Source organism: Anoxybacillus sp. EFIL, from assembly GCF_013096955.1.
Taxonomy (GTDB): domain Bacteria; phylum Bacillota; class Bacilli; order Bacillales; family Anoxybacillaceae; genus Anoxybacillus; species Anoxybacillus ayderensis.
Genome location: NZ_SDLH01000012.1, coordinates 43,274 through 56,135 on the forward strand (window position 1 = coordinate 43,274; position 12,862 = coordinate 56,135).

A 12,862-nucleotide genomic window follows, 5' to 3' on the forward strand; every position below is an offset into this window, starting at 1 on the left:
TTATCCTCTTCTCCATCTCGTTCCTTGTGGTGTATCTTCTAAAATGATGTTTTTCGCCTTTAGTTCATCACGAATGCGGTCAGCTAAAGCGAAATCGCGATTTTTCCTTGCTTCAATTCGCTGTTGAATGAGCGCTTCAATTTCTTCATCAAGCAATTCATCTTGTTTTAAAGAAAGACCAAGGACATCAAAAAGCTGTTCAAATTGTTGTAAAAACTTTTGAAGAACCGCTTGAGAGGTATGCTTCTCCATCAAATATACGTTCGCTTGTTTAGCTAGTTCAAACAAAACCGCGATCCCGTTTGCTGTGTTAAAATCATCATCCATTTCGCGAATAAATTCGTTTTTTAACTCCTCAATTTTCGCTAACCACTGTTCATCATTTGTCGTTAAATTTGTACTGCTTTCTAAACGATGTTTTACATTCGCATACGCTGTCTTTAGACGTTCTAACCCACTTTTTGCACTGTCAAGCAACGGTTGGCTATAGTTAATTGGATGACGATAATGAACCGAAAGCATGAAGAAACGCAACACTTGCGGATCAACTTGCTGAATAATGTCATGCACTAAAATAAAGTTTCCAAGCGACTTTGACATTTTTTCATTATCGATATTAATGTAGCCATTATGCAACCAATATTTCGCAAAAACTTTCCCTGTTAACGCTTCCGATTGGGCAATTTCATTCTCATGGTGCGGGAACGTTAAATCTTGCCCACCGGCATGAATGTCAATCGTATCTCCTAAATATTTACGCGCCATGGCTGAACATTCAATATGCCATCCTGGTCGACCTTTCCCCCATGGACTATCCCAGTAAATTTCCCCTTCTTTTGCTGCTTTCCATAACGCAAAATCAAGAGGATCTTCTTTTTTCTCCCCAACCTCAATACGAGCGCCTGATTTTAATTCGTCAATCGATTGATGCGATAGTTTCCCGTAATCAGAGAAGCGACGTGTGCGATAATATACATCGCCGTCAACTTCGTACGCATATCCTTTTTCGATGAGCTGTTCAATAAATTCAATGATCGTATCAATGTTTTCTGTCACACGAGGATGAACATCTGCCTTTTTGCAACCAAGCGCTGTAATATCTTCGAAATACGCTTCAATAAACCGCTCTGCAATGGTCGGTACATCTTCTCCTAGTTCTCTTGCCGCTCGAATAAGTTTATCGTCTACATCGGTAAAATTAGAAACATATTGGACTTCATACCCACGAAATTGTAAGTAGCGGCGAATAGTATCAAATACAATAGCCGGACGGGCATTGCCAATATGAATATAGTTATATACTGTCGGTCCGCACACATACATTTTTACTTTATTTGGTTCTAATGGGATAAACGGTTCCTTTTTTCGCGTTAACGTATTATACACTTGAATGCTCATGGTTCACCGTTCCTTTCTTTAGTTCTTCTAATTGTGTTTTTAGTTGCTCGATTTCTGCTTCTAACTCTTTAAAACGATCTGCAATTGGATCCGGTAAATCACAATGATTTAAATCTTTATTGACACGCACTCCATTTTGTACAACGACACGCCCTGGAATGCCGACAACCGTTGAGTTCGGTGGTACATCTTTCAACACAACCGAACCGGCCCCAATTTTACTATTCTCCCCAATAGTAATGGAACCAAGCACTTTCGCACCGGTTGCAATCAAGCAGTTATCTTTAATCGTCGGATGACGTTTTCCTTTTTCTTTACCGGTTCCACCGAGTGTGACACCTTGATACACCGTTACGTTATCACCAATTTCACACGTTTCCCCGATGACAACTCCCATGCCGTGATCGATGAAAAAGCGGCGACCAATTTTTGCCCCCGGGTGAATTTCAATGCCGGTAAAAAAGCGGCTAATTTGTGAAATAAGGCGAGCTAAAAAGTAAAATTTTCGCTTATAAAGCGCATGTGCAATGCGATGTGCCCAAATCGCATGTAACCCAGAATACGTTAAAATAACTTCTAAATAACTTCTTGCTGCTGGATCTTGTTCGAAAATCACTTCAATGTCTTCTTTTAATGTTTTAAACATGCTGTTCCCCCCTTTGTTATCTTCTAAATAAAAAACGTCTCTGTGTACGATGACACAGAGACGCTTCATTAGCGCGGTTCCACTCTGTTTAGCCAAAAGGCTCACTCTTGCCCTTATAACGGAAGGGAATCCGCTCCATTCTACTGCAGAACGTCTCTGGTTCGAAAGGAGGCTCCGAGGTGCATTTCAAAAGAATCGAGCATAAACCACTTCCAGCCAAGGTGGTTCTCTCTGACATGCTGACTCTTTTTACTTCTCCTCATCGACGCTTTCACCGATATGACTTACACCTATTTTATTATATAGACAAAGAAATGTTAACCGATCAATTTCGCTAATCGGGACATAACCGTTTCTTTTCCGAGCAAACGAATAGCCTCTGGAAGTTCTGGACCGTGCGTTTGCCCTGTTACTGCTACACGGATCGGCATAAATAAGTTTTTCCCTTTTTGTCCCGTTTCCTTTTGTACCGCTTTAATTGCCGCTTTAATGTGATCACTATCAAACGTTGCGAGCTGCTCCACTTGCTCATAAAATGCTTTTAACACAAGCGATACTTGCTCGCCATCTAAAACAGCCTTTGCTTCTTCATCATACTCGATTTCTTGCTTAAAGAACAACTCTGATAACTGAACAATTTCGGCACCGTAACTCATTTGCTCTTGGTATAGCGCAATTAAATCACGAGCCCACTGTTTTTGTTCATCGGTCATTTGTTCTGGCAAGCGCCCCGCTCGAATTAAATGAGGAAGCGATAATTCAACTAGTCGATCTAAATCAAGCTTTTTAATATATTGGTTGTTCATCCATGTCAGTTTCTGCTTATCAAACATCGATGGAGATTTTGATAAGCGTGAAACATCAAAAATGCGAATAAGTTCTTCTTTTGAGAAAATCTCCTCTTCTCCTTCAGGAGACCAGCCCAACAGCGCAAAAAAGTTAAACATCGCTTCTGGTAAATATCCAAGCTCTTTATATTGGGAAACGAATTGAATAATTGACTCATCGCGCTTTGATAATTTTTTGCGATTTTCATTCACAATAAGCGTTAAATGTGCGTATTTTGGTGGCTCCCAACCGAAATATTCATATACCATTAACTGTTTCGGCGTGTTCGATAAATGCTCTTCGCCGCGAAATACATGTGTGATTTTCATTAAATGATCATCAATCACGACAGCGAAGTTATACGTTGGGATACCGTTCGCTTTTACGATGACCCAATCACCGATATCTTTCGATTCAAAAGATACTCGACCGCGCACCATATCTTCAAATTCATATACTTTTCCTTCTGGTACTTTTAAACGAATCGTATAAGGCTTGCCTTCCGCTTCTAGCTGTTGAACTTGCTCTGGAGTTAAATGACGGCATTTTCCGCTGTATTGTGGCGCTGCAATACCTGCCGCTTTTTGCGCCTCACGCTCTTGTTCTAACTCCTCAGGTGTACAAAAACATTTGTATGCATGTCCTTTTTCTAACAATTCGTTTGTATATTGGCGATATATGTGCAGACGCTCCGTTTGGCGATAAGGACCGTATCCACCATCTTTATCTACAGATTCATCATACTCAATACCGAGCCATTTCAAGTTTTCAAGTTGTGATTGCTCACCACCTTCTACATTTCGCTCAATATCTGTATCTTCAATGCGAACGATAAATTTTCCTTCATGATGACGAGCAAACAAATAGTTAAATAACGCTGTGCGCGCACCACCAATATGTAAATGACCCGTCGGACTCGGTGCGTAACGCACCCTTACTTCCTGTGACATGCCATAACCTCCATCTACCTAATTTCTGTACCTCATTGTACCGTAAACGACATACAAAATCCATCATTCATTATTTTTTTGTAACAAAATGACGGCTTGTGCGGCAATTCCCTCTTCTCTCCCTGTAAAGCCAAGCTTTTCTGTCGTTGTCGCTTTGACGTTTACTTGTGAAACGTCTCCTTCTAACAACTCGGCAATTCGTTTTTGCATGTTTGCAATATATGGCGCCATTTTCGGTTTTTGTGCAATAATTGTACAGTCAACATTCACAAGCGTATACCCATGTTGGCGTACAAGGCTCCATACACGTTGTAATAAGAGTGCAGAGTCAGCATCTTTGTAAGCCTCATCTGTATCCGGAAAATGTTTTCCAATATCTCCTTGACCGATCGCTCCTAAACATGCATCAGCAATCGCATGAAGCAATACGTCCGCATCGGAATGTCCAAGCAACCCTTTTTCATACGGAATGTGTATTCCACCAATAATAAGTGGACGCCCTTCAGCAAACTGATGGACATCAAACCCTTGTCCAATTCGATACATCATCGATCCCCTCTCGCACGTAAAATGGCTTCCGCAAATAATAAATCTTCTTGTGTTGTAAGTTTAATGTTCGTATATTCTCCTTCTACAATAACGACGCGATGACCGATCCGTTCAACGAGACTCGCATCATCTGTTCCGATAAACTGTTCTTTTTTCGCTCGTTCATGAGCATCAATAATTAATGGCATGGAAAAAGCTTGTGGCGTTTGTACAGCCCACAAGCTCGATCGATCGACCGTTTTTTCAACTTGGCCATCGATCACCTGTTTCATCGTATCTTTGACAGGAACAGCTAACACAGCTGCTCCCGTTTCTTTTGTTACTCGAACGAGTTCGTGAATTTTTTTCATCGTTACAAACGGACGAGCACCATCGTGAATGAGTACAATATGATTACCATTCACCGCTTTTAACCCATTATAGACGCTCTGCTGTCTTTCTTCCCCTCCTGAAACGAGGGCTTTCACTTTTTTTATTTCAAAACGATGAAGCATATGAACGAACTGCTCACGTTCTTGATCATTAATGACTAACACAATGCCTTGACAAAAATCATCTCGTTCAAATACACGTAACGTATGAATAATAACGGGTACTCCTTCAAGCTCGATAAATTGTTTATTCATTCCTGCATTCATTCGTTTTCCTTGACCAGCTGCCGGTATAACGACATGATAATTCATTTTCCTAACTCCTAACAGCTTATAATGCTTTTTCAAGTAGCTTTAGTTTAGCAAAAATCATTCTTCCAGCTGATGTTTGTAACACGCTCGTCACAAGCACATCAACTCGTTTTCCGATATAGTCCTTCCCATCTTCTACAACGATCATCGTTCCATCATCTAAATAAGCAACACCTTGATTTTGTTCTTTCCCATCTTTAATGACATGAACATTTAATTCTTCTCCCGGAAGAACAATCGGTTTTACCGCGTTCGCTAAATCGTTAATATTTAACACAGGAACATTTTGTAATTCACACACTTTATTTAAGTTGAAGTCATTTGTCACAACAACTCCTGATGTCAATTGCGCCAATTTTACAAGCTTGCTGTCGACTTCTTGAATTCCTTCAAAATCGCCTTCGTATATTTCAACGTTAATAGCTAACTCTTTTTGAATACGGTTTAAAATATCTAACCCTCTTCGTCCGCGATTTCTTTTTAACGCATCGGAAGAATCAGCAATATGTTGCAATTCTTCTAGAACAAAGCGCGGAATGACAATCGTCCCTTCCAAAAAGCCCGTTTGACAAATATCCGCAATACGACCGTCAATAATGACACTCGTATCTAAAATTTTCAGCGATTTACCTTTTTTCTCTTCTTCTTCGCTACCTTTTTTCTTTCCTGTCCGATTTGGCAAAGAAAATAAGTTCATTAACTCATCGCGCTTTTTAAATCCGACTTGAAATCCTAAATACCCTAACAATAGCGTAAGGAAAATGGGCAAGATCGTATTAACAAGCGGAATTTGAATAGAGTTTAATGGAATAACGACTAAAAAGGCTACAATCAATCCGAAAATTAAACCGAGACTTCCAAATAACAAATCGGTTACAGGTGCTTTGACTAACGCTTCTTCCATCCAATGAATAAGTCCAACCACATGATCGACTAACCAAAACGTGAGAAGGAATACGATGATCGCACCAACTGGGGCCGCTACATATGGGCTATCGACATAAGGAAAATCGTCTAAGTGCAACAGCTTCAACAAAGTAGGAAAGAAAATGATTCCTAACATGCCCCCAGTAATTAAAAAAGATGCTTGCACAATTCGTTTTAACACGTTTTTTCACCTCCTCTATTACATTATAAACAGTTTCCAATGTTTGAAACCAATCTGAACATGATTTTTAATGATTTTTTAATGGTTTTGTTAAAATATTGGGCGATTTTTCCCTTCTCCTAATGCATAATATAGCGCTTCTTCTACATTGACCACCCCAATAACTTCAACATCTTTTGGAATGTTCCAGCCACCGATGTTGCTTTTCGGAATAATGATGCGTTGAAAACCGAGCTTCGCAGCTTCTTGTACACGCTGTTCAATGCGAGAGACGCGACGTACTTCACCTGTCAATCCGACTTCCCCAATCACGACATCCGTATGATTTGTTGGTTGATCACGAAAACTCGAAGCGATACTTACTGCAATGGCTAAGTCAATCGCAGGTTCATCTAACTTTATGCCACCAGCTACTTTTAAATAAGCATCTTGGTTTTGGAGAAGCAAGCCAACCCTTTTTTCAAGCACAGCCATTAGTAAAGAAACGCGATTATGATCTATTCCTGTTGCCATTCGACGCGGCGTTCCAAAGCTAGTCGGTGATACTAATGCTTGAATTTCCACTAACACCGGTCTCGTTCCTTCCATAGAAGCAACGACCGTTGATCCAGCAGCTCCTTTAGAGCGCTCTTCTAAAAAAATTTCTGATGGGTTTTTTACTTCAGCTAGCCCTGCTTCTTTCATTTCGAAAATACCGATTTCATTTGTAGAACCAAATCGATTTTTCACCGCCCGTAAAATGCGATACGTATGATGACGTTCTCCTTCAAAATATAATACGGTGTCAACCATATGTTCTAAAATGCGTGGTCCGGCAAGCGCCCCTTCCTTCGTAACATGCCCAACAATAAAAATCGCAATACCTTTCGTTTTAGCTACTCGCATCAACTCTGCTGTACATTCACGAACTTGTGAAACACTCCCTGGTGCAGATGTAATTTCTGAGCGATATATCGTTTGAATCGAGTCGATGACAACGAACGATGGTTTCATTTCATCAACAGTTTGGATAATATGCTCTAAATTTGTTTCAGACAAAACATATAAATGTTCAGCAGTTACATGTAACCGCTCGGCGCGCAACTTCGTTTGTTTTACTGATTCTTCCCCGGAAATATATAATACAGGATGAGCATCGTTTGCGAGTTGAGCACAAATTTGCAGCAATAATGTGGATTTCCCAATACCAGGATCCCCACCAATCAAAACAAGGGAACCACGAACAATTCCACCCCCGAGCACGCGATTAAACTCTGTAAACTTCGTATCGATTCTCGGTTCTTGTGTTGTTTCTACCGTCGTAATCGATACAGGCTTGGCTGCTACCCCTTCTGTATGCACAAATAGCGCACGGTTATGTGGTTTTACTATTTCCGTTTCTTCGACCATTGCGTTCCATGAATGACAGCCTGGACATTTCCCCATCCATTTCGCAGTTTCATATCCACAATGTTGACAAACGAATTTCGTTTTTCGCTTAACCATTACTCCATTCCTTTCATTATGAAAAACAAGGTATGCGTGTAAGCATACCTTGTTTTCGTTATTTTACTGTCTCTGTTGTTAACACAACAAACTGACCGTCTTTTACGTCCATAACAACTTTTTGTCCACTTCCAATCGTTCCTTTTAACAGTTCTTCAGATAAACGATCTTCAATATGTTTTTGAATTGCTCGACGCAACGGACGCGCTCCGTACTCTAAATCGTAACCTTCTTCTGCTAATTTTTCAATTGCGGCATCCGTTAATTCTAAATCGATTTGTTGTTCTTGTAGGCGTTTTTTCAATTGCTCAACCATTAATGAAACAATTTCGTTCAAATGTTTCTTTTCAAGTGAATGGAAAACAATAATTTCATCAATTCGGTTTAAAAACTCCGGACGGAACGCCTTTTTCAACTCGTCCATCACTTTCCCTTTCATATCTTTATATTGTTGGCTTTCGTCTTGCACATTAAAGCCGACATATTTATTTCTTTTTAAAGCGTCAGCACCAACGTTTGATGTCATAATAATAATCGTATTGCGGAAATCAACTGTGCGTCCTTTCGAATCTGTTAAACGTCCATCTTCTAGTACTTGTAATAAAATGTTAAATACATCTGGATGCGCTTTTTCAATCTCATCTAACAAGATGACAGAATACGGTTTGCGACGAACTTTTTCCGTTAATTGTCCACCTTCTTCATAGCCGACGTACCCTGGAGGTGAACCGACAAGACGTGATGTCGAATGTTTCTCCATATATTCAGACATATCGATACGAATCATCGCATCTTCATCACCAAACATCGCTTCAGCAAGCGCTCGTGCTAACTCTGTTTTTCCTACACCCGTTGGTCCAAGGAAAATAAACGAGCCAATCGGACGCTTTGGATCTTTTAATCCTGCCCGAGCACGACGCACCGCTTTTGCAACGGCCTTCACCGCCTCTTCTTGCCCAATGACACGAGAATGTAAAATCTCCTCTAACTTTAATAATCGTTCTGTTTCTGTTTGAGCTAATTTAGATACCGGAATTCCGGTCCAACTTGACACAACAGCTGCAATATCTTCTACAGTCACTTCAGAGTTTTCTTGACCTTGTTTCTCTTTCCATGCTCGCTTTGTTTCTTCAAGTTGTTCGCGCAATTTTTGTTCCGCATCGCGTAATGATGCTGCTTTTTCAAACTCTTGGCTTTGTACAGCTGCATCTTTTTCTTTGCGGATTTCCTCAAGTTTTTGTTCGAGCTCTTTTAAGTTTGGTGGGGTCGTAAACGAACGTAAACGTACTTTCGAGCAAGCTTCGTCAATTAAATCAATTGCTTTATCTGGTAAAAATCGATCCGAAATATAGCGGTCTGAAAGCTTCACTGCCTGCTCAATCGCCTCATCTGAAATAGAAACGCGATGGTGAGCTTCGTAACGATCTCGCAAACCTTTTAAAATTTGAATAGATTCCTCAACCGTTGGTTCCCCAACATGAATTGGTTGGAAGCGTCTTTCTAACGCTGCATCTTTTTCAATATATTTTCGGTATTCATCTAATGTTGTCGCCCCAATGCATTGTAATTCTCCGCGAGCAAGAGAAGGTTTTAAAATATTTGACGCATCAATAGCCCCTTCAGCACCGCCAGCTCCAATGAGCGTATGCAATTCGTCAATAAACAAAATGATGTTGCCAGCCTGGCGAATTTCATCCATCACTTTTTTCAATCGATCCTCAAATTCCCCGCGATATTTTGTTCCTGCAACGACTGTTCCCATATCAAGCGTCATGACACGCTTATCGCGAAGTGTCTCTGGCACTTCGTTATTGACAATTTGTTGAGCTAGTCCCTCGGCAATGGCCGTTTTCCCTACACCTGGCTCTCCGATTAAAACAGGATTATTTTTCGTCCGGCGACTTAACACTTCAATGACACGTTGAATTTCTTTACTTCTTCCAATCACAGGGTCTAAACCGCCTTCACGTGCAATAGCTGTTAAATCACGTGCTAAACTGTCTAATGTCGGCGTGTTCGCATGCGTTGTTCCCCCATGATGTCCTGAGGCCGATTCGTTGCTTCCTAATAATTGAAGCACTTGCTGACGAGCTTTATTTAGGCTTACCCCTAAATTATTTAAAACACGTGCAGCAACACCTTCTCCTTCACGAATAAGTCCAAGTAAAATATGCTCTGTTCCAACGTACGAATGTCCAAGCTTTCTAGCTTCATCCATTGACAATTCAATCACTTTTTTTGCGCGAGGCGTATAGTGAATCGTTTGTCCTACTTCGTTTCCACGTCCAATGAGTGATTCTACTTCTTTTTGAATTTTATCTGGTCCTAATCCAAGCGCCATAAGCGCTTTTGCTGCAATTCCTTCCCCTTCGCGAATTAAGCCAAGCAAAATGTGCTCTGTTCCAATATTGTTATGTCCCAAACGAACCGCTTCTTCTTGTGCTAGTGCTAACACTTTTTGTGCTCGCTCTGTAAAACGTCCGAACATCATTCTCATCAACCTCCTTTAATTTACTTCCATTGGTATAATCGTTCACGAATGAGTGATGCACGGCGAACATCTCGCTCTTGCGGACGCAACGCACCACCTGCATATTTTTGTAAAAACCCGGGCTGTGTCAAAATCATTAGCTCTGTTAAAATCGTTTTTGGCACGTTCGTAATATAACCTAAATCAATACCTAATCGTACATCGGATAAACATTGTGCCGCTTCTTTTGAACCGATGATTCGACTGTTCGTTAAAACACCGTAAGAACGATATACCCTATCTTCTAATTGTATGTTAGAAGTTTTGACTAATGCCTCACGAGCCATTCGCTCTTGTTCAATTAATTGACGAACAACTCCTGTTAAATCTTCGACAATATCTTCTTCACTTTTTCCTAATGTAATTTGATTTGATATTTGAAAAATATTCCCTAATGCTTCACTGCCTTCTCCATACGTGCCACGAACAACTAAACCAAGCTGATTAATAGCTGGAATTACTTGATTTATTTGTTGTGTTAATACAAGTCCTGGTAAGTGCATCATAACGGATGCACGTAATCCTGTCCCGACGTTTGTTGGGCAACTAGTTAAATATCCGTATTTTTCATCAAAAGCATAGTCGACATGTTGTTCAATCCAGTCGTCTAAAGCGTTAGCCATTTTTAACGCTTCTTTTAATTGAAAGCCTGCAAACAAACATTGGATGCGAATATGATCTTCCTCATTGATCATAATGCTCGCTTCTTCTTGTTCCGATAATAAACATGCACCAAATGTACAATCTTCAGCTAAATGAGGACTAATCAAATGTTTTTCGACTAACACACGCTTTTCAATCGATTGTAATTCATTCATTTTTAATAAGAAAAAGGGACCGATATGACCGAGACGTCTTTGTGAAAATAACTGTTCAAACAATTGAACGATTTGCATCGCTTCTTCATTTGTAAATACGGTCGGAAACGAGTATTGTTTCATGTTTCTCGCTAGACGAATGCGACTACTTAACACAATGTCGGAATCTGGACCTTCTTCGTTCATCCATGGGCTTAGAGCGCGTTGAAAAAATACATATTCATTCATATATCAAGCGCCCCCTTCTGCGTTTAGTTTTGTCTCAAGCTCCCGAATTTGATCACGCACTTCAGCGGCTTTTTCGAACTGTTCTTTAGCAATAAGCTCCTGTAACATTTGTTTTAACTGTCCAATTTGTTTACGAACATATAATGTGCCACCGACCCGCTTCGGAATTTTCCCTTCATGGGCTACATGCCCGCCATGCAGTCTTCGGAAAATAGGGGGCAAATAGGTACGAAACGTCTCATAGCAACTCGCACAACCAAAGCGACCAACTTTTACAAATTGGGCATATGTCATTTTGCAATGCTCGCATTGTAATATATGCTCATTATGAAAAGAGGGCGCTTTTGGTTCTTTTAGTGATGCATCCATATTTAATAATCCTGCAATTAAATTGTTAATGGAAAAAGCGCCTTGATGAGGGAACATAAACATTTCACCTTTTTCATGCGCACATTGTTCACAAAGATGAATTTCTGTTTTTTCCCCATTCACAATTTTAGTAAAATGAAGCGTCGCTGGCCGTTGATTGCATTCTTGACATATCAAAGTATTCACCCTCTTTACATATACTTTAGCGATGTCAGCATTGCTTTTAATATGCGTGCACGCAGTTCATCACGATCAGGAAGGTCAATAGACAAAACTGCGCGATCAATAATGCTTAACATCATATTCGCTTCCCGCTGTGAAATTACCTTTTCATCTAACAATCGTTGAATAATATGTTCTCCATTCGTTTGACTAATTCGATCCCGAACGATGGACAATAAATGGTCAATGAGCTGAGAAGCATTTTGGGCTTTTACTTTCATAATACGAATATAACCGCCACCGCCCCGTTTACTTTCAACAATATATCCTCTCTCTAACGTAAAACGCGTATTAATGACATAGTTAATTTGCGAAGGAACACACTGAAATTTATCCGCAATTTCACTTCGTTTAATCTCGACGATATCTTTTCCGCTCATATTTAACACTTGCTTTAAATATTGCTCAATGACATCAGAGATATTCCTCACATAATCCCTCCTCTGTCAGTTGACTTTGACTATATTTGACTTTAATTTTAATATATACGGAATTCTGCAAAAATGCAAGAATCCCTTCTTTTCTTCTCATATATTTTACCCATTGCATTCACTCAATAAAACAAAAAGACCAAGACAATTTTCGTCTTGGTCTTTTCTTTGCCCGGCAACGTCCTACTCTCGCAGGCGGTGCCCCGCCAACTACCATCGGCGCTGGAGAGCTTAACTTCCGTGTTCGGGATGGGAACGGGTGTGACCTCTCCGCCATCGTCACCGAGCAATATGATGAAGGATTGTTCCTTCAAAACTAGATAACAGGAGTTCAGATGTTTTCTTGACTACGTCAAGAACCGTTCTTCGCTTTTCTTGTGTGTTTAGTTAAGTCCTCGATCGATTAGTATCCGTCAGCTACACGTGTCGCCACGCTTCCACCTCGGACCTATCTACCTTGTCATCTTCAAGGGATCTTACTCGCTTGACGCGATGGGAAATCTCATCTTGAGGGGGGCTTCACGCTTAGATGCTTTCAGCGCTTATCCCTTCCGCACATAGCTACCCAGCTGTGCCCCTGGCGGGACAACTGGTACACCAGCGGTGCGTCCATCCCG

At 40.5% G+C, this 12,862-nt stretch carries 11 protein-coding genes, 2 rRNA genes and 1 other annotated feature; all 13 genes read right to left on the bottom strand.

Annotation, left to right across the window (positions count from 1 at the left end; all coding sequences use genetic code 11):
* On the bottom strand, positions 1–1,398 hold the full coding sequence (gene cysS / locus ES017_RS14205; RefSeq protein WP_171335228.1) for a cysteine--tRNA ligase: 1,398 nt from the start codon (positions 1,396–1,398) through the stop codon (positions 1–3).
* Positions 1,379–2,044, bottom strand: coding sequence for a serine O-acetyltransferase (gene cysE, locus ES017_RS14210; protein WP_009361476.1), 666 nt, complete (start codon positions 2,042–2,044; stop codon positions 1,379–1,381). Before cysE ends, cysS begins: the two co-directional genes overlap by 20 nt.
* A gap of 53 nt (positions 2,045–2,097) precedes the next feature.
* Positions 2,098–2,319, bottom strand: a binding site (T-box leader).
* Between the two features lie 42 nt (positions 2,320–2,361).
* Complete coding sequence (gltX, locus tag ES017_RS14215; RefSeq protein WP_171335229.1) at positions 2,362–3,822, bottom strand: glutamate--tRNA ligase; 1,461 nt, start codon at positions 3,820–3,822, stop codon at positions 2,362–2,364.
* A gap of 63 nt (positions 3,823–3,885) precedes the next feature.
* Entirely contained in the window at positions 3,886–4,368 is a 483-nt protein-coding gene (ispF, locus tag ES017_RS14220) for a 2-C-methyl-D-erythritol 2,4-cyclodiphosphate synthase (protein WP_035063336.1), read from the bottom strand.
* A complete protein-coding gene (gene ispD, locus ES017_RS14225) occupies positions 4,368–5,054 on the bottom strand; it encodes a 2-C-methyl-D-erythritol 4-phosphate cytidylyltransferase (RefSeq protein ID WP_171335230.1) in 687 nt (228 codons plus the stop codon). The genes ispF and ispD overlap by 1 nt, the downstream gene beginning before the upstream one ends.
* 19 nt (positions 5,055–5,073) lie before the next feature.
* A complete protein-coding gene (locus ES017_RS14230; protein WP_021095351.1) occupies positions 5,074–6,162 on the bottom strand; it encodes a PIN/TRAM domain-containing protein in 1,089 nt (362 codons plus the stop codon).
* A gap of 90 nt (positions 6,163–6,252) precedes the next feature.
* Positions 6,253–7,647, bottom strand: coding sequence for a DNA repair protein RadA (radA, locus tag ES017_RS14235; protein ID WP_021095352.1), 1,395 nt, complete (start codon positions 7,645–7,647; stop codon positions 6,253–6,255).
* A gap of 58 nt (positions 7,648–7,705) precedes the next feature.
* Positions 7,706–10,138, bottom strand: coding sequence for an ATP-dependent protease ATP-binding subunit ClpC (gene clpC / locus ES017_RS14240; protein ID WP_021095353.1), 2,433 nt, complete (start codon positions 10,136–10,138; stop codon positions 7,706–7,708).
* 20 nt (positions 10,139–10,158) lie between these two features.
* Positions 10,159–11,223 carry a protein-arginine kinase McsB gene (mcsB, locus tag ES017_RS14245; RefSeq protein ID WP_009361434.1) on the bottom strand — a complete coding sequence of 355 codons (1,065 nt, stop codon included), beginning with the start codon at positions 11,221–11,223 and terminating at the stop codon, positions 10,159–10,161.
* A 3-nt stretch (positions 11,224–11,226) separates the two neighbouring features.
* Positions 11,227–11,769: a protein-arginine kinase activator protein McsA gene (gene mcsA, locus ES017_RS14250; RefSeq protein WP_021095354.1), complete on the bottom strand. Its 543-nt coding sequence runs from the start codon at positions 11,767–11,769 to the stop codon at positions 11,227–11,229.
* Between the two features lie 14 nt (positions 11,770–11,783).
* Positions 11,784–12,245 (bottom strand): CtsR family transcriptional regulator, encoded by a 462-nt coding sequence (locus ES017_RS14255; RefSeq protein WP_021095355.1) that lies wholly within the window; start codon positions 12,243–12,245, stop codon positions 11,784–11,786.
* Between the two features lie 170 nt (positions 12,246–12,415).
* Positions 12,416–12,532: ribosomal RNA gene (rrf, locus tag ES017_RS14260) — 5S ribosomal RNA — on the bottom strand.
* Between the two features lie 96 nt (positions 12,533–12,628).
* Positions 12,629–12,862 (bottom strand): 23S ribosomal RNA (locus ES017_RS14265); the annotation flags it as partial.

Coding starts and splice junctions, on each gene's coding strand:
- cysS (WP_171335228.1), bottom strand. CDS start 1,398: ATGAGCATTCAAGTGTATAATACGTTAACGCGAAAAAAGGAACCGTTT.
- cysE (WP_009361476.1), bottom strand. CDS start 2,044: ATGTTTAAAACATTAAAAGAAGACATTGAAGTGATTTTCGAACAAGAT.
- gltX (WP_171335229.1), bottom strand. CDS start 3,822: ATGTCACAGGAAGTAAGGGTGCGTTACGCACCGAGTCCGACGGGTCAT.
- ispF (WP_035063336.1), bottom strand. CDS start 4,368: ATGTATCGAATTGGACAAGGGTTTGATGTCCATCAGTTTGCTGAAGGG.
- ispD (WP_171335230.1), bottom strand. CDS start 5,054: ATGAATTATCATGTCGTTATACCGGCAGCTGGTCAAGGAAAACGAATG.
- radA (WP_021095352.1), bottom strand. CDS start 7,647: ATGGTTAAGCGAAAAACGAAATTCGTTTGTCAACATTGTGGATATGAA.
- clpC (WP_021095353.1), bottom strand. CDS start 10,138: ATGATGTTCGGACGTTTTACAGAGCGAGCACAAAAAGTGTTAGCACTA.
- mcsB (WP_009361434.1), bottom strand. CDS start 11,223: ATGAATGAATATGTATTTTTTCAACGCGCTCTAAGCCCATGGATGAAC.